Raw genomic sequence first — 18,901 nt, forward strand, 5'->3', positions numbered from 1 at the left:
CCTGTCCTTGCTATTTGGAGCTGTCGAGCAGTTTCGCAAACTTGCCTGGACTCATAATCTCGTGAGTGATGAACGTACCATCCAGAAACAGACTGAAGGTCGTCCAGACCGAAGGGGCGGCCTGGGCTTCCTCCCGGGTAGTCAGGAGAATCGTCGTAAACGGGATCCCCCTCTCCTCCGCCACTGAACGCAAATCTTCCAAAACACCAACGGCAAACGGACATTGCGGGGTGTAATAAATACATATTCCGTCGCCCGAATCTGACGCAGACTTCACAGAATGTGCAAAAGACGGGGCGTTCGCCTCATCGTTCCATTGGAGCACTGCTAACTCGAAATAAGGAGCTGCTTCATCGGTGATTTGAAATCCCATATACTCAAAAAAACGTTTGTCGCTCAAATAAGGCATTTTCTTCTTGCTGACAATATGCACAATGCCATCCATACCCAAAGCTTGGGCATCTGCCTTACACTTATCCAAAAGCTGTTTGGAATGACCCATGTCCTTGTGTCTTCCGGATACCCACAGGCAGTTAATGTACATATAGTTAGGAGCATTAAGGGGAATCCAAGCCTTCTCGGCAGGCAAATATTCAATAAAAACCTTCGCCCGGTCATTCAGCCGGTAAAAAACCAGCCCTTCCTCCATCCGTTCACTCAGCCATTGCTTTTTGTCCCGGACACCCTGCTCATATTGCTTCGCACCCAGTGCGCAGCAGATATGTTCTTGTTCGATGTTTTCTTTGGTAATTTGCAAATAGGTCATTGTGTCACTACCTCACTATTCTTTGTGATAGATCCGGAATAGCCAAAAGGTTGTTTAGAGCTATTCCGGTAGAATTTATGTCTAGAGCCCATCCTTGATCGAGAAGAAAGCTCCCTGCGGGTCTAGCAAAGTGGAGCCTGTCCCGCCACCCGGCACAGGCATAGGGGGAATCACCACAGTAGCTCCTAGGGCTACTGCTTGACTAGTTATTACCTCGCATGCGGAAACCTTGAAATATAATCCCCAGCCGCTATTCATGTTCTTCATGTTCCCGGGAATTTCCTTCATACCGGCTACGACGTCTGCTCCAACTCTGAACTGGAGATAATGGCCTGACGGGTTAGTCGTCTCTTCCATGGACCACCCCAGCAGCTCCGTATAAAAATGAGCGGCGGCGTTCAAATCAGTTGTATACAGCTCATGCCAGTCGATAGAGTACGCTTCGTGCTGAACGCCTGATCCCAGATGCTCTGCCGCTTCCCATAAGGCGACCATCGCTCCGGCAGGATCACGAAAGGCACACATTACGCCCTTGTCCGCTATACGTCTTGGGGCAATGAGCATTTGCGCTCCAAGTGATTGTGCCCGTTCAGCCGATAGCTCCACATCCTGAACAGCAATGTAGCAGCCCCAGAAAGCGGCCAGCTTGGGATCACCTAAGGAATACATGGCAGCTACATCTTGTTCGTCCGATTGGAATACTGTGTAGCTTCGCCCATCTTCCATGGTTGTCGTTTGCGTGCTCCAAGGAAATAACGTGGTATAGAATGCAGCGGATGCTGCCGGATCGCCACTGCCTAGTTCAGCCCAGCAAAATGTACCTTCGTGATAAGGCTTCATAGGTCTTTGAACCGGAGCTGAATTTCGGTAACCTGCTTACGGTAATCCTTCAGATCCTCATGGACATATACTTCCCGTGATGGTGATGTAAGCTGGACTCCGGTATTTTTAGCATATAAGTCTATTTGCGCCCAGACGTCACCCAGCGTATCCGGTGTTCCCTGATGAACCACCGACAGGAAATAACCGCCTTCCAGCGTCTTCGTAACTATCGGAATCTTCTGGCCCTTGTACTCTATAGACTCGCCCTCCACTGCCTTGCTGACCGGAATGCAAATCTCTGTATCATGTCCAAGTTCATAGTTCTGCTCGTAATACAGACTCAAGCCTTGACCATTAATGACATCCTTCACTTTACTGTCAAGCATGGTGAATACCTTAGTGATTTCCTCGTATTGGCCGCGGTAACGGATACTTGCAACCTGAATAGGGAAAACATACTTTTTGACAACGGTGAATTCCGGCTTCAGATCCACTGCGGTTTTTGCCGGATTCCAGGCTGTTACAAGCCCAAGCGCCTCCAGCGCCTCCAGTGGAACGAGAATGGCGGACTGGTGTTGTCTAGGGGCTGTATGAAGAGTAATGGTCTGCTCATTGACCTTCATTTGCTTGCTGCCGACAACCAGGATGGCCGTTCGGGCAAATGTTGACAGGGTAAGCTTCTTTTCGTTGGCGGCCCATTGCAAATCTGCCCCCATTTCTTCGGAGACAGGCCGGATCGGTATGAGCCAGGTCTTGCCCTCCTGGACCGGTGAGACCCCTGTAAAGGTAATTGGTGTTCCATTCCACATGATCTTGACCGCTGGAGCGGCTGCCGATAAGGCAGTGCCACTCGAACAGGCCAGCAGTGCAATAAATAATAACAGCAACAATTTCTTCATATTCTATTCCCTCCTGAATTTAGATAGTCTATCGGCCTTGCCGCTGTTTACCGGCTAACTGGGCCAAGGAACTGCGGCGTGAATCAGCCCGTTCACGCTCCAGGGGCAAGTCATCCTGCGGCGGTGAATCTGCACCATCTTCCAACAGAAATTCACAGAGATCGGTAATCGTCGGATATCTGAAAAGCTCAACCATGGTCAGTCGGCTTCCATAATCCGCCTGTAATTCGCGGAAGAGCGCAACCATGCTGATCGAATCGCCACCGAGATCGAAGAAGTTATCATGCAGGCCAATTTCCTGACGGTTCAAGACTTTGCGCCAGGCATCCGCAATCTGCTGCAACAACAAAGCTGATCCAGCGGGGATTTCGCCTGCCGCCATCCCAGATGCTTCTTCGCTTTGCGGGAGCTGCGGTTCCAGCAGAGCAAGCGCTTTGCGGTCCACTTTACCATTGGCGGTCAGCGGGTAATTCTCCAGCTCCTGTATGGCGGACGGCACCATGTAGGAAGGTAATTTCTCTTTTAGATAACCCGTTAGGGCCTTGCTAATGTCCGGTTTGCTCTCCTTGGCAGTGTTTTTATTGGACGAATAGAGGTTCATCTCTTCCACCTGTCCAGACAGAGTCATCTGCTCAGGCTTAATTCCTCCACCAAGCAGGCAATGCAGATATACATCGTTACTATGCAAACGGAACAGCGGACGAATATGATCGAAGCCCAGAGTACCCATTTGTATCAAGCCAATGCCATGTTCAGGTCCTTTATCTTCCAGGAGCTGTGAGATGATCCCGGCTTCCATCAGCGAATAACCCAGGCCATCCTTCTGTCCATACATAGGGACGATTGCATCCATACAGCCGATCAGGAAAATCTGGAAGGCCGAGGCTTCAAAAACTTCACGGTTCCCTGGTGCATGAATGGCAGCATCCATCCTTGGATTGTCTTCGAGCAGCACAAGCTGATGCTCCTTGCGGTTGTAATAATACAGCCCGCCTGGCAGATCCTCCACCGCTCCAGGCTTCAGATGGAAATAGACCTGGACTGGATATAGCCCGCCTGCAGAACCATATTGGAATTTGGGAAATGGAAGACCGTCGAACGTCCTTTGTGACAAAGCGGATGTAAATGCCCCGAATTGCTGCCGGGAAATCGGCTCCTGGACAAAGCTGCGGTAGCTGCGTCGCTGGAGGAATGGAACGTTGCCATCCACTGCATCGGCAAGACTGAAGCTTTTACCAGATAGATTCTTTCGAAGTGCGGGTTCATTCAGCTTGAACAACATCCGGTCCACAGCCCCCGTAATCAATTCCTGCCCGCCCATCCCCGCGACGCCGTAAGCCTGTTCACGGTCTACGGTAACATAGGCAGACAAACGCTTGCGTTCGCCTTCCCCTTGGCTGATTACGGTAGCCTCCTTGACATAGGGATGGGATTTCAGGGCAGCTTCAATCTCGCCTAGCTCAATACGATGCCCGCGCACCTTAACCTGCAAATCCTCCCGGCCCAGGAATTCTATATTTCCGTCCTCCGCATATCTCCCGAGATCGCCAGTTCGGTAGAGGCGCTGGCCGCTCAGAGGATGACGGATGAATCGTTCGATGGTTCGCAGCTCATCCTGCCAGTAGCCTATAGCGAGGCCGTTCCCCCCAATGAATAATTCTCCACATACGCCAACAGGGCACTCCTCCATCCGTTCGTTCAGCACGTATACCCGTTGATTGGCGAGTGAACGTCCGTAAGGAATGCTTGTCCAGCCCGGCAAAACCTCCTGAATCGGGTAAGAAATCGACCAGATGGCTGCTTCGGTGGCACCGCCTAATGAGACTACCTCAAGCCCTGGCTTCAACCGGCTGACGGCTTGAGGCAATCCGAGTGGTATCCAGTCACCGCTAAGCAGAGCCAGGCGCAGTGAGCCGCAGACTGGTGACGGCGTATCTTTGACCAGTTCCGTAAGCATACTCAGGAGTGCAGGAACTGAATTCCAGAGGGTCACGCCTGTTAGGTTCATCAGCTCCAGCCAATGTGCAGGGTCGCGGAGATGATTCTTGTCCGGCAGAACAAGAGTGCCCCCAGCAGAGAGCATACCGAAGATATCAAATACGGATAAGTCAAAGTTCAGTGCAGACAAGCCGAACATGACATCCTTCGGTCCAACGTTATAAGTGTCAAGGATCGCTTCGGTGGTATTGAGAACAGCGCGCTGATTGACCATGACACCTTTGGGAACGCCTGTGCTTCCAGAAGTGAACATAATATAGGCCAAACGGTCCGCCGCCTCCGGGTCCTCAGCTCCGTATGTTCCGTCCGGCTTGCACTGTTCCTTCAGAACAACGTGCATAAGCTGCGGCCAACCGGTATGATCCAAATCGGGCTGAATGACAGCAGCAGCAACTTGTCCAAGCCGCAGAAGCTCAGCGATCCGGGCTTGGGGAAGCGAAGCATCTACGGGAAGATATGCGCAGCCGGCCTTGAGAATTCCAAGCACGGCAGCAACCTGCTCCCAGCCCTTGTGCATTACAACAGCTACCGGATCACCCGGCCGGGCTCCATTCAGGATAAGCTGACCGGCAACGTAATCGGCGTATTCATTCAATTCAGAATAACTAAGCTGCCTGCCAGAGGCGATAAGCGCCACTGCGGATGGTCGTTGCCGTACATTGTTGTGGTAACGCTCCAGCAGTGATCCAGGGGACGGATTCGGCGGCAGTATCCGGGTATGGAAGTCTGCAACCTCCTGAAGACGCTCACGGTGGGGCATCCTGTGCGAAAGCTCCGTACTTAGCGGCAGCGGTTCTTCCCAGACTTGGGGTTCCTGGGCCAGCATGTCCAGCAGCCCGCAATACGCAGCGAACATCTCGTCCAGCATGCCGTCCGGGAACAGTTCATCCACAGAATCCCAATTGAAATGCAGCTCCCCATCCCGTTCCAGCACTTGGTGATCCAGCCACACCTGAGGGGTCTGCGAGACACTGTAGCGATCCTCCTGCAAGGCCTGGGCGGGCTGGCCTTCCGCCGCCGCTTGTTCCGTCTGATTCAGAATGCTTGTGAAAATCACGGGTACAATCGCCTTCGAAGGCTCTTTGTATTTGGCCAGCAGCTCCCTTGTCACCCGCACACCGCTGAAATAACGGTGATCCATATCCTCAAGCAACCTGCGCTGATGGCGCTGGGCCCGGCTGATGAAGGTACCCGGTTCACGGTTGTCAATTTCCAGCAGAGTCAGGGAGGTGAAGTCCCCAATGACTTCGCCCACTTCGGGATGGATCGGCAAGCGGTTGAATAAGGTCAGGTTCAGTGCGAAATGCGCCTTGCGGCTCCATAACGTCAGCACCTCCGAGAAAGCAGACAGTAAAGCCACCGTTGAGGTAATGCCATAACGTTCTGCTCTTTTTTTGAGCTGCTTCCAGTGTGGGGCAGAGATGACATGCTGCCGCCTTCTGAATTCCGGCTTCAGTACCTGAGCCGGTTCCTTCACAAGTTCAAACTGCGGTCCCATGGGCAGGGAGTCCAGCCGTCCCTTCCAGTACGTCTCGGAGCGGCGGAATAATTCGCTTTTTTCAATCTCTGCCGTGGCCAGCACATAATCGCGGAAGGACAAAGTCAGCGGCTCGAAGACATGTGCTGGATTCAGATAAAGTACAGATAGCTCGCGCAACAGCAGCTCCAGGCTCCAGGCATCGGCGATTAGCAGATCGACACTGATATGCAGCCGGACCCTGCCTTCAGGCAGCCGCGTCGCGCGGACATCAAACAACGGCCACTGGCAGCAATCCAGCACCTGGTGCGACATCTCTTCACGGATAGACTGCACATGGGCGCTTCGCTCCTCTTCCCCGGAAGTGGTGCTGTCATAGGAACGGATAATATAGCTGGGAACTTGAGGCAGAATCTGCTGCTGCCCATCCGGAAGAATGACTGAGCGAAGCATGTCATGCCGGTCAATCAGTGCTTGGAACGCCAGCTGGAACGTGCTCAGATTAAGGTCAGCGAGATCATTTTCAAAATACATATGGGTCGATACATTTCCAAGCTCTAAACCCTCCGAACGGCCGATCCAGTAGGCCTTCTGAACATCGGTCAGAGGAAAGGGATCATACCGCTCCGCCAAGGCAACCTGCACCTCGGGAAGATCCGTATACGCACTGATGCCTTGCCCGGCTTGCTCCGCTGCCAATGCAGCCAGATCGTCCACCGTAGGATGATCGAAAAATTGCTGGAGCGTAATTTCTGTACGGAAGGTCTTGTTCATCACGAACAAAATTTGGGTCGCCAGCAGGGAATGGCCGCCCAGCTCGAAGAAGGTCTCCTGTCCGTCCGCGATTTCAAGCCCCAAGCTCTGCTCCCAGATTTCTTTGACTTTCTGCTGATAATAGCTGTTGTCTGCCGTTCTGTTCTCTTGGCGGCTGTCACGATCAACCTCTGCTGCGTCACGCCCGCTGGAAGGGCCAATCCAGAATACACCTCGTTCAAAAGGATAGGTGGGGAGCTCCACCTTACGTCTGCGTTCTCCTTCGTAATACAGCGCCCAATCCAGTTCAGTCCCTGCCAGCCATAACCGGGCGATTTCGCTGTGCAGCCAATATAGTCCGGGCGCTTGGCCTGCCGCTGCAATCTGGCCGCCGGAGGCGCCGGGCTTGCCCAGGTTCAGGACATAGACCTGCTCCACCTGTTCAGAGGCATGAGGGGAAGTATGATCCTCTTCTTCGCTGTGATTCTTGTCTTCGCTATACAGGTGATGTACAGCATCCTCCAAGGCGCATTCACCCATCAACACCTGTCTGACCCACTCACCTACTCCGCTGCCAACGATGGAAGAGGCTTGAATACCCCAGCCAAGAAATAGGCGGCCAAGCGCCAATTGCAGAGTAAACGACAGCATTCTCCCGGTAGCGGAAGAAGGTTCAGGTGCAGGGGCGGACCGAACATAATGTCTCAGGTCGAGTGGATAGAAGCGGCGGATTTGGTCGGATAGCTCACGGATCAACTGCCGGAACGACGGATTCGAATCGTATAAATCGCGGGCCTCTTCTGCAGTGAGTACACAGCTTGGGGAGAAGCTTATGCAAACGGCCTGTTTGCCCTCCGATGCGGCTCCCTGTGTAATACCTTTTACACCCGCAGCCCTAAGCTGCTCCAGCAGATCGGTGCGTCCGCGAAAGACAATAGCTTTTGAAGCAGCAAATACCGCCCGTCCTGTCTTAAGGGTGTAGGCCACGTCACTTAGATTAAGCTGCGGATGTATTTCTATATGGGCTGCCATATTGGCGCACATCCGCTCCAGCGCACTTGCTGTCTTGGCCGACAGGACCAGGAGCTCGCAGCGGTTCTCTTCCTCCTCTTCCGCCTGAAGCGGTGCTTCTGTCATGACCACATGGGCATTGATTCCACCAAGTCCAAAGGAGCTGACTCCGGCGTACCGCCCATGTTCCCCCGCATCCCAGTCCGCAAGCATATCATTCACGTAGAAGGGGCTGTTATGCTCCTCAAGCTTGGGATTCGGTGTCTCAAAATGTAGACTAGCCGGAATTTTCCGGTGCTTGAGCGCCAAGGCGGTTTTAATCAGACCGGCTGCCCCGGAAGCCATCTCGACATGGCCGATATTGGTTTTGGCTGAACCAATCGCACAAAAATGATTGGAGCGCGCTGCTGCAAACGCTCTGCTTAGTGCTTCAAGCTCAATATCATCTCCGAGTGGCGTGCCGCTGCCGTGAGCTTCCACATACCTGATTGCATCCGGCTGGACTTGGGCTATGCTCATGGCTTCGGCAATGACCGCCGCCTGGCCGTCTACACCGGGAGCGGCATAGCCGATCCGGTTAGCACCGTCGCTGTTAATGGCTGAACCTTTGATTACGGCCTGGATCATATCTCCGTCCCGCAGGGCATCTTCAAGCCTTCTTAAGACCACGATACCCAGGCCATTGCTGTAGACAGTCCCAGTAGCCTCAGCGTCAAAAGCGTGAATCATCCCATCTGCTGCGCTCAGCCCCCCTTGGTGATACAGATAGCCCGGAACTTGCGGGAATTTGAACGTCACGCCCCCTGCCAGTGCAAGATCGCATTGTCCGCTGAGAAGACTTTCACAGGCCAGATGCGTGGCTACGAGCGAAGTCGAACAAGCCGTTTGTACAGCAACGACAGGCCCGCAAATATTTAGGCGATAAGCAATTTGGGCGGTCATATGATCCTTGTCATTGGCGATCATTAGCTGCAAATCACTGACGGATTCGTTCCGCTCCCTGTCCGCTAGCAAGTGGTTAATCAGGTAAGTACTGGTGCTGACTCCTGCGAACAAACCAATCAGTCCCGGATAATTCAGCGGGTTATACCCTGCCTTCTCCAATACCTCCCAGGCGCTCTCCATAAATAGCCGATGCTGAGGGTCTGTGATTTCGGCTTCCCTGCCGGTCAGCTTGAAAAAGGCTGCATCAAATTTCTCGATATCCTTGAGTGCGGTATTCACCGGGATCAGGCCTTCCCTTCCCAACCTGTTCAAGGGTTCTACGCCTGGTCCTGCAGGTGCGGGGCTTAGCTGAAGCGCATCCGTGCCACTGGCGAGAAGCTCCCAATACTGCTCCACGGAATCTACCCCGGGGAACCGGCACACCATGCTGACGATGGCGATATCATTGCTTATATCCTGCTCCGACTGTTGCATGCTCACTGTGTTTCCTCCCTTATGTTCATAATCATCTGCGGCGTGTCTGCCGGGCCTGAAACCGTCTGTCTGCGCGGTCCAACGCTTTTTGCTCCATCCCTGCCGGAGACTTGTCCCCCGAAGCACTTCCAAAAAATTCAACCATCGCTGCGACGGAGCTATGCCTGAACAGCTCGATGATAGGAATCTCGCGGTTAAGCATATCCTGCAGCTTCAATTGCATCTGAACCAGCTTGAGCGAATTGCCGCCAAGGTCGAAAAAATGCTCCTCCCTGCTGATATGCGGACGGTTCAGGAGCTCCTTCCATATAGAGATGATTCCTTCTTCCAATGAGGATTGGGCCGGTACCGCTGCAAGTTCAATCGTCTCAGGCAGAATGGCCAGCAATGCTTTGCGGTCCGTTTTACCGTTGGGAGTCAAAGGGAATTGCTCGAGAATACTGATGCTGTAAGGAACCATGTAGCCCGGAAGCCGGGAGCGCAGATGAGAACGCAGTGTTGCCAAGTCCGGCAAGGACTGCCTGTCCGAATCAAGTATTACATAAGCGCGCAGACGTCTTGCGTCCTCCCCGCCTTCAGCAAGCACAGCAGCCTCTTGAACGCCGGGACAGGTCTTCAGGGTACTTTCGATTTCGCTTAGTTCAATACGGTAGCCGCTTATTTTGACCTGAAGGTCGTCTCGTCCAAGGAATTCAATAACCCCGTCTGAGCCATAGCGGCCCCAATCCCCCGTCCGGTAGAGGCGTTCTCCGGTAATAGGCGACAGGATAAAGCGTTCTGCAGAGCGGAGCTCATCGCGCCAATAGCCGCTGGCAACGCCCAGACCTCCAATATATAACTCTCCCGGCACTGATATTGGACATTCTTCCATCCGTGCATTCAGCACATATACACGCTGGCCGGACATGGATAGACCATAGGGAATGTTGGTCCAAGCCGGGTCGACAGTGTGAACCGGGAACTGAATTGACCAAATCGCAGCTTCGGTTGCCCCGCCAAGCGCAATGACCTCAGCCTGAGCACTCAGGCGGTGAATAGCTCCAGGAAGCGAAGCAGGAATCCAGTCTCCGCTCAGCAGGCATAGTCTGAGAGAATCCAGCCGTATTTCAGATGCGGCATACATCAATAGCATATTCATGAAGGCGGGAACGCTGTTCCAGACCGTAACCCGGTGCTTCTGCACCTGCTCCAGCCAGTGTGCCGGATCGCGCAGCCGTTGCGGGTCCGGTAGCACCAGTGTCCCTCCTGCAGCCAGGCAGCCGAAGATGTCGAATACGGACAAGTCGAAGCTTAGCGAAGAAAGGCCCAGCACGACATCCTGCGGGTTCAGCCCATAGCTGCGGTTAATGTCAGACAATGTATTAACTGCGGCTCTATGGCTGATCATCACCCCTTTAGGCGTTCCTGTACTGCCGGAAGTGAATATAACGTAGGCTAGTTGCTCGCCTATTCCGTCTGCATCGCCTTCATATTCCGGTATATCTTCGTTACCAGTAATTCCGTTGACCTCTATTGTGTGAATTGAGGCAGTTGCCCAATCACATGCAGGGACAGAGGACTGGACCAGTACCACTTGAACCTGTCCTAGCTCCAGCAGCTCTCCAATACGGTAGGCAGGCAGACCTGCATCTACCGGCAGGTAGGCAGCTCCTGCCTTTAAGATCCCTAGTACCGCGACCACCTGCTCCCAGCCTTTTTCCATCACTACGGCAACCAATGTCTCCGGCTGTATGCCATACGCCGCCAACTGATGCGCTACAGCATTGGCTTGGCGGTTCAACTCTCCGTAAGAGAAAGTAGATCCGCCCGCTATCAGGGCAGGAGCATTGGGCTGAGTGCGGGCCATTCGCTGAAAACCATGATGCAGGGCAATGTCCTGCGTCTCCTGTATGTGTTGGTGTCGTGTATCAATATCTGCTAGGCTAAGGCGGTGTGCGAATCCGGCTGAACCCGAATCGGCCAGCGGCAGGGGCAGCTCCCAGGCCTCTTCTTCTTCTGCCAAACGGCGCAGCAAGCTGCCATAGATGTCAAACATCTCATCCAGCACTCCCGGCGGGAACTTGCTCAGGGCCGCGTCCCAATTGTAGTGAAGCTCGCCGTCCCGCTCAGCTACCTGGTGATCCAGCCATACCTGAGGTGTCTCCGACAGACTGCGTGCTTCTGTATCCGATTCATTTCTCCGCTGGAAGATCTGATCGAATCCGGCAGTCGTCTGCTCCTTGTCAGACAAGTCCAGCAGGCTTGTGAACACCACCGGCACCGGCTCGCTCAGAATGCTGTGGGCCATAAGCTGTTCTGTCACACGGATGCCACTGTAAAGGCGGTGATCGAGATCGGTCCACAGACGCTCCTGGAGCTGTTCAGCCCTGGTGCCAAAAGGAAGAGAGTCACGATAATCGACCTCCAGCAGACTGATGGTGGTGAAATCGCCAACCAGATGCTCCAGTTGCGGATGCAGCGGAAGACGGTTAAACAGCGTTAGATTTAACAAGAAATGCGGCTGCTTGGCATACAGCGCAAGTACTTCCGCATAACAGGCGAGCAGCAAGGCAGAGGAAGTTAACCCCCGTCTGCGTGCCGCCGCTGACAGCCTCGACCAGAGACTGGCCGGCAGAACTGCCTTCCAGCGCTTGAATGCCTGCCGCTTGAGGCCTTGAGAAGCCGCAACAGGCAACTGCGGACCGGCCGGGAGGCGGGGGAGCCGCTCTTGCCAATAGCTCTGCGCCATTCTATAACGGTCTGCGGAGGTTACCGACAGCAAGGCCAGCACATAATCACGGAAAGTTGCTTCCAGGGGCGGCAATGGGGCTGTTCCGGCATACAGTGCAGCCAGTTCATCCAGGATAATCCGAAAACTCAGTGCATCCGCGATCATAAGGTCAAAGCTGATATGCAGCCGGGTCAGTCCTTCGGGCAGCCGGGTGGCTTCAATGGTGAACATGGGCCAACTGCCGGTATGAATCGTCTGCGACATCACTTGACGAATGTCGTCCAGCCGTGAGACGCGCTCCGATTCGGAGCAGCCGCTTACGTCTGCCATTCTCACCGGATAAGGCGGAACCTCTTCCAGAATCTGCTGCATGCCATCCGGCATAACCCTTGCCCGCAGCATAGGATGCCGCTTAATAAGTGTCTGGAAGCATTGTTCGAAATGTTCAATATCAAGCCCAGCAAACTCCATCTCCTGATAGACATGAGTAGCGGCGCTGTCTGTCCGTCTTCCGCTCCAGTAAGCCATCTGTACCTCGGTCAAAGGAAAAGGCTCAAAAGCTTCTTCCGGCGATACTATAAATTCGGGTAAGCCCACTCTGGATGAGCTTCCCGTCTCTGACAAAGGTGCCGCCGCAACGTCATCCAGTTCTGATGCCATGTTGGCAATGGTGGAGGCGATAAGCAGCTCCCGGAGCGTCAGCTCCACCTGCATCCTGGAGCGGATTTCAGCCAGCAGCTTGACAGCCAACAGTGAATTACCACCCAAATCAAAAAAATGATCGTGTATTCCGACGCTGGTCCGGTTCAGCACCTCACCCCATATCTCGGCGAGCCGGATCTCAGTTGTGCTTCGCGGCGCTGTGTAGCTGCGGGTTAACACCGCCTTATCCAGTGCCAGCCGTGAAAGGAATTGCCGGTCTACCTTGCGGTTCGGTGTTAAAGGCAGCTCAGCGAGCTTAACAAAACGTGCCGGGATCATATAACTGGGAAGCACCTTACGCAGAATCTCCTTCCAGTCTGCTTCGTCAGCAATGGCTTCGTTGCCAGCGGCTGAAGCGGACGGCACCCAATACGCTGCCAGCAGGGGTTCTCCCTGTCCGTCGTCGCAAGCGACTACGGCGCTTGCCGCAATCTCTGGCTGAAGGTTCAACTGCTGTTCAATCTCAGAAGGCTCGATGCGGAAGCCGCGCAGCTTGAGCTGCTGGTCATTACGGCCGAGATAGACCATTGCTCCTCCAGGCAGCAGCCGGACCCGGTCCCCTGTGTTAAATAGCCGCCCTCCCGCCTTATCCAGCGGGTTCGTGATGAACTTCTGCGCGGTCAGCTCAGGCTGACGGTGATAACCGGCCGTTACGCCGTCACCTCCGATGTACAGGGTACCTTCGGCTCCGTACGGCACAAGAGCCAGTGCTTCATCCATGATCCAGCAGGTTGTACGTCCGATCGGTCTGCCAATCGGGACTTTGTGCAAAAGCTCGTCCGGCATAAGCTTGTGGGCCAGAGACCATACCGCCGTTTCGGTGGGACCATACAGATTCCATACCGCCTTACCCCGTTGCAACAATTGTGCAGCCATCTCCGTCTTTAGTTCCTCACCGCCGCAGAGTACGGTCATATGCGGTGAACCCTGCCAGCCCTCCGCCAGCAGCAGCCTCCACAATACCGGTGTTGCCTGCATAATGGTCGGCTTATAACGATTCATATTCTCCATAAGCTGTGCCGGATTGCTGCTGCTTCCCTGCTGTGGAAAGATCACCGTTGAGCCTGCGGATAATGGCAAGAACAGCTCAAGCAAGAAAATATCAAATGAGCATGTCGTGACAGACAACAGCGAATCCCCGGCATTCAGCTGCAGCAGGTCCTGCATGGCATATAGGAAATGGACCGCATTGCGGTGAGTCACGGCTACCCCTTTGGGCAGGCCTGTACTCCCGGAGGTATAAATCATATAAGCGTGCTGTGGTTGTTCAGATGCCCAGGAGTCAGCTGGAGCATGATTAGTCTGCCAACATAGGCTGCCTGGGCTGATGTCGCAGCAACGATGGTTGCCGAACCGCCCGGCTTCCGCAGGATGATCTACCAGAATGCAGTCCAGCCCGGCGTGGCCCGCAATGTACTGCAGCCGCTGCTCCGGGAAGTCCGGGTCAAGCGGAACATAAGCGCTGCCGCTGATCAGAATGCCCAGGATGCCAGCCGCCAGCTCGAATGAAGAACGGGCACAGATCCCAATACGGCGGCCCGGCCCTGCGCCGACAGAGCACTGTAAATAGGCTGCTAACCGCTCTGCCGCCCCATACAATTCGGCATAAGTATAGGAACGCGGGCCACATACAATAGCAATGGCTGATGGACTAGCAGCGGCTTGCTGCTCTACCAGTGAATACAGTGTCGCTTGCTCCGGGTAAACAACCCCCGGGCCAGTGCCTGCCTTATGCAGTTCCGCAGCTTCAAACGGGGAAATCAAGGGAAGCTGCGGGAGCGTCTGCTGCGCTGTCGCCGGCAAATGACCAAGCATCCAGACATAGTTGGCGAGCAGTCCTTCGGCTATTCTTTTGTCATAGAGATCAGTGTTGTATTCCAGCATGACATCCAAATGGTGGAGATGCTCGATAACTTCCAGTGTGATATCAAATTTGGCAGACGGCTGAGTCCACTTCTGCGGCGTGCAGACAGCACCGTCCAGTTGATCTAATGACTTGCCGCCTTGCTGGAAGATAAAAAAGAGCTGGAATAAAGGCGAATAAGCCATGTCCCGGGGCGGATTCAATGCATCCAGTACATGCTCGAACGGGATGTCCTGAGCTTTCAGGGCTCCAAGCACGGTCTGCATGGTCAGTTGCAGAACCTCTGTGAAGCTGCCTGCTTCGCGGATATCCGTTCGTAACACCACATTGTTCACGAAGCAGCCCAGCATCTCTTCGGTTTCTTCACGGCATCTTCCCGCTGTCGGAGTGCCGACCACAACGTCACCCCTGCCGGTATATCGGTACAGCAGCACGTTAAAGGCAGCCAGCACAGTCATGAAGAGCGAGGCGCCTGCCGACCTTGCGAGAACTCTGAGCGCTTCAAGCTCCTCCGCTTCGATCCGCAGCATGCAGCTGTCTCCGCCCGAGGTCAGCAAGCGCGGGCGCGGGCAGGATGAAGGAATTGTATAGAAAGGATCTGCGCCCTCCAGCTGCTCTTTCCAGTAATGCAGACCTTCTGTCAGCATCTCTGCCTGCATCCATTCTCTCTGCCAGCAGGCATAATCGGCATAGTCGTATGCACGGTGATTATCCGGTGGGCTCATGCCCTTGCATAATACGTTATAGAGCTGCACCCATTCTTCTGTAAGCAATCTAAGCGACCAGCCATCGGCAACAATATGATGAATGACGAACACCAGCATGTGGTCGTCTTCTGCCAGCTCGTATAATCCGGCGCGCAGCAAGGGCGGCCTGCCGAGATCAAACGGCTGCGTAAGCAGCGGCTGGGCCGCTTGTTCGACCTGGCGCAGCCGCTCCGCTTCCGTTGCCCCTGTAACCTTGACCTGCAGCAGCGGAATGGCGCTGTCGGCGGCGATGTGCTGCTGCGGTTTCCCTTCTGCAGCGGTGAATGAGGTCCGGAAGCTCTCGTGCGCAGCCGCCAGCAAGCGCAGGCTGGCTTCCAAATGATCCTTCTTCACCGCACCGGTAATTCGGATGGCCTGATGCAGATGATAACTGGAGGCGGTGCCGCCGAGCTGTTCCATCAGCCATAAACGCTCCTGGCTGTAGGACAACGGTAATCCATTGCCTTCGCGTGTTTGTTTGTCCAAAGGAATCTGCAGTACGGGAATACCCCGTTCCCGCATTTGCCGCCGGAACCATTCTTTGTGCTCAGGTGACAATGAGGAGAAGGTTACTTGTTCAGCCATTACCCCTTCCCTCCGCTCGGTTTGAGTTTGTCCTCTGCAAGGCTGCTGGCGATTTCGCCGTTGCTCATGGCAGCTAATTCCTGGAACAAACCTGCAATGGATTGCTCCTTGCGTGTCTCCACGGACGTATTCGCCAGTAATCCGGCCATTCCGCTAACGGTTGGATGAAGGAATATGCTCTCGATGGACAGTTGTGTGCCCAATGCTTGCCGAATCCGGTCCAGTACCTGGGTGGCCAGCAGCGAATGACCTCCCAGCTCGAAAAAGTTATCATCTGCACCCACCGGATGAATATGTAGCTCGCGCTCCAAAATCTCCACGAGCTGCTGTTCGATGCTCCCCTCCGCTGCACGGTATGCTGCGGATACCTTGGGGCGGGCATGGTGTAAGCCGGTTTGATGTTGCGCGGGAATGGGAGTGAACGGCAAGGCTGTCCCGGATGCTTGTGACGCATCCATAACTGTGGCATTTGAAGCGGACGGTGCAGCTTCGGGATACACCCAGTAGCTCTGCCGGGAGAATGCATACGTTGGCAGCGGAACCCGCCGGCGCGTCTCATTTCCGAAATAAAGCCCCCAATCCACATCTGCACCGCATACCCATAGCTTGGCTATAGCCTGGGCCAGCACGTGCGTATCCTCTTCCTGTCTCTGGACAGAACGCAAGGCGGGCACCCATAGACTGTCATCTTCCGCTGCCGGATTCTGCCGCCCAAGACTACATAATGTGGAGCCGGGTCCTAATTCGACAAACAACCGGTTTCCTTCGCTCAGCAGGACCCCAAGTCCATCCATAAAGACAACCGGCTCGAGGATATGCCGGGTCCAGTACCCGGGGTCAATCGCCTCCTCAGCCTTCAGCCAGTTACCGGTAAGACAGGACATGATTGGAACAGAAGGTTCCTTTAGCTCCACCTGCAGCAACAGCTCATGGTAAGCTGCGGTCATCGGCTGCATCAGCGGCGAATGGAAGGCATGAGAGGTAGCTAGTTTTTTATTAAAAACGCCTTCATCTGTCAGCCGCTGTTCCAGCTTGGCAATGGCGGCCTCTTCTCCCGACAACACGCATAGACCGGGGCTGTTGACCGCTGCCAGCGTGATTCTCTCTTGCAAATATCCGTGTACTGCTTCACGGCTGAGCCCAACCGCCAGCATTGCTCCGCTTTCGGTCCGGGACATCCATTCTGCCCTGCGGCAGACCAGCATAACGGCATCTTCGAGCTGGAACACACCTGCGATTGCTGCTGCGGCGTACTCTCCCAGACTATGACCGATCATGGCCTGTGGACGAAGTCCCCTGCTGATCAGAAGCTGGGCCATAGCGTACTCAACAGCAAATAACAGCGGCTGGGTAAGCGCGGTCTCGTTCACATCCAGGGCTTGCGGATAATTCTTCAGGGATTGCATCAATGGCTTAATATCCATTCCCGTCAGGCTATGAATCTGCACTGCGCAGCGGTCGTAATACTCGCGAAATACCGGCTCAGCAGCGTATAGGTCTGCAGCCATCCCGCTATATTGCGAGCCTTGCCCCGTGAACATAAACACCAGAGGACGGCTCCTGGAAGGACTTTCTCCCTGGTATAGCCCTTGCGGGTCCGATGCTTCCAATGCCAGGACAGCTTCTTCCTGCGTGGAGCAGACCACAGCCGCCCTGATCCCGAACGGCTGCCGTCCAACCGATAGTGTATATGCCACATCCGCTAGTTTCGTCTGTGTCTCTTCGCGCAAATAGTGCTGCAGCCGGGACAGATTACCGGCACGGGAGGTCTCGGATTTCGCTGACACTGGGAGAATATGCCACCTCGGCGCGGCCGGTGCACTCTCCATACACGGACCCTCTTCAAGAACCACGTGGGCATTGGTGCCGCCCATACCGAGCGAGTTCACTCCGGCGCGGCGCGGGTAGGCTTGCTCCTTCCAATCTATAAGCCCTGTGTTTACGTAAAAAGGACTGCCGTCAAAGTCAATCGCCGGGTTAGGGCGCTCATAATTGAGCGTTGGCGGAATTTGCTTGTGGTGCAGCATCAGCGTCGCTTTGATGAATCCGGCAATGCCGGCGGCAGAATCGAGATGCCCTATGTTCGTCTTGACCGAACCGATCGGGCAATACCTACGCTGATTCGTGCCAAGGCGGAACGCTTGGGTCAACGCCTCTATTTCAATGGGATCGCCCATCCGAGTGCCGGTTCCATGCGCTTCAATGTAACCGATCGTCTCCGGGTGAACCTCTGCCAGCGCCTGAGCCGAAGCGATGACTTCGGATTGGGCGCCTACGCTTGGTGCGGTATAGCTGATTTTATCCGCTCCGTCATTGTTGACAGCAAATCCCTTGATGACAGACCAGATATGATCCTTGTCGCGAATCGCTTCATCCAGCCGTTTCAGTACGACAAGACCGTAACCGTTGCCAGGAACAAATCCGCTGCTATTCTCGTCAAAAGCGCGGCAGTGCCCGTCCGCTGACATAATTCCTCCAGGCTCAAACAGGTAGCCTGCACGTTCTGGCGGGCCAACCGTGATGCCTCCAGCCAGTGCCGTGTCACATTGATAGGTCAACAGACTCTGTGCTGCCATGCAGACGGAGACCAGAGAGGTGGACGATGAGGACTGCACTGCTATCGACGGGCCTTTGAGGTTCAGGCGATAGGAGATCGTTGTAGCCATACTGTCTTTGTCATTGCCGATGGCAGCCTGCAAATTACCGGTGGCCAGCATTTTTTGAATATGAGGATAGAGGTTCAGGAACAGATATGAGCTCATGCTTTTTCCTACAAAAACGCCCATGGAGCTTCCACACTCCGCAGATTGGTAGCCAGCATGCTCCAGCGCTTCCCAAGCACATTCGAGCATCATCCGATGCTGGGGGTCCATAAGCTCCGCATCCTTGGGATTGATCCCGAAAAAAGCGGCATCAAACGCATCAAGCTGGCCGATCTCCCCTTTGGCCCGGACATAATTCGGTTGACTGAGAATTTCGGGATCAACGCCTGCCTCCTCCAACTCCCGGCTGGAGTAATGGGAAATACATTCTTTTCCCCCCGTCAGATTCTGCCAGAAGGCTTCCAGGTTCTCGGACTGCGGGAATCTTCCTGCCATGCCGATAACCGCAATTTCATTTCCGTTATAAGGATACTCAGGATGACTCAT

General features: G+C 54.5%; 6 protein-coding genes. All 6 read right to left on the reverse strand.

Annotated features, from left to right (window positions below; genetic code table 11):
* Window positions 1-10: 10 nt before the first annotated feature.
* The 6 genes from MKX42_RS17005 to MKX42_RS17030 all read right to left on the reverse strand — a co-directional run bounded on the left by MKX42_RS17005 (window position 11) and on the right by MKX42_RS17030 (window position 18,901).
* A complete protein-coding gene (locus MKX42_RS17005) occupies window positions 11-766 on the reverse strand; it encodes a GNAT family N-acetyltransferase (protein ID WP_340753517.1) in 756 nt (251 codons plus the stop codon).
* An 81-nt stretch (window positions 767-847) separates the two neighbouring features.
* Window positions 848-1,606, reverse strand: coding sequence for a VOC family protein (locus MKX42_RS17010; RefSeq protein ID WP_340753518.1), 759 nt, complete (start codon window positions 1,604-1,606; stop codon window positions 848-850).
* The gene (locus MKX42_RS17015; RefSeq protein WP_340753519.1) at window positions 1,603-2,487 is read right to left on the reverse strand and encodes a stalk domain-containing protein; all 885 of its coding nucleotides are present in this window, start codon (window positions 2,485-2,487) and stop codon (window positions 1,603-1,605) included. The genes MKX42_RS17010 and MKX42_RS17015 overlap by 4 nt, the downstream gene beginning before the upstream one ends.
* Before the next feature lie 28 nt (window positions 2,488-2,515).
* A complete protein-coding gene (locus MKX42_RS17020) occupies window positions 2,516-9,145 on the reverse strand; it encodes an amino acid adenylation domain-containing protein (RefSeq protein ID WP_340757708.1) in 6,630 nt (2,209 codons plus the stop codon).
* Window positions 9,146-9,176: 31 nt separating this feature from the next.
* A complete protein-coding gene (locus MKX42_RS17025) occupies window positions 9,177-15,752 on the reverse strand; it encodes an amino acid adenylation domain-containing protein (RefSeq protein ID WP_340753520.1) in 6,576 nt (2,191 codons plus the stop codon).
* The gene (locus tag MKX42_RS17030) at window positions 15,752-18,901 is read right to left on the reverse strand and encodes a type I polyketide synthase (protein WP_340753521.1); all 3,150 of its coding nucleotides are present in this window, start codon (window positions 18,899-18,901) and stop codon (window positions 15,752-15,754) included. The genes MKX42_RS17025 and MKX42_RS17030 overlap by 1 nt, the downstream gene beginning before the upstream one ends.

Source organism: Paenibacillus sp. FSL R7-0204, from assembly GCF_038002225.1.
Taxonomy (GTDB): Bacteria; Bacillota; Bacilli; order Paenibacillales; family Paenibacillaceae; genus Paenibacillus_AQ.

Coding starts and splice junctions, on each gene's coding strand:
- MKX42_RS17005 (WP_340753517.1), bottom strand. CDS start 766: ATGACCTATTTGCAAATTACCAAAGAAAACATCGAACAAGAACATATC.
- MKX42_RS17010 (WP_340753518.1), bottom strand. CDS start 1,606: ATGAAGCCTTATCACGAAGGTACATTTTGCTGGGCTGAACTAGGCAGT.
- MKX42_RS17015 (WP_340753519.1), bottom strand. CDS start 2,487: ATGAAGAAATTGTTGCTGTTATTATTTATTGCACTGCTGGCCTGTTCG.
- MKX42_RS17020 (WP_340757708.1), bottom strand. CDS start 9,145: ATGCAACAGTCGGAGCAGGATATAAGCAATGATATCGCCATCGTCAGC.
- MKX42_RS17025 (WP_340753520.1), bottom strand. CDS start 15,752: ATGGCTGAACAAGTAACCTTCTCCTCATTGTCACCTGAGCACAAAGAA.
- MKX42_RS17030 (WP_340753521.1), bottom strand. CDS start 18,901: ATGAGTCATCCTGAGTATCCTTATAACGGAAATGAAATTGCGGTTATC.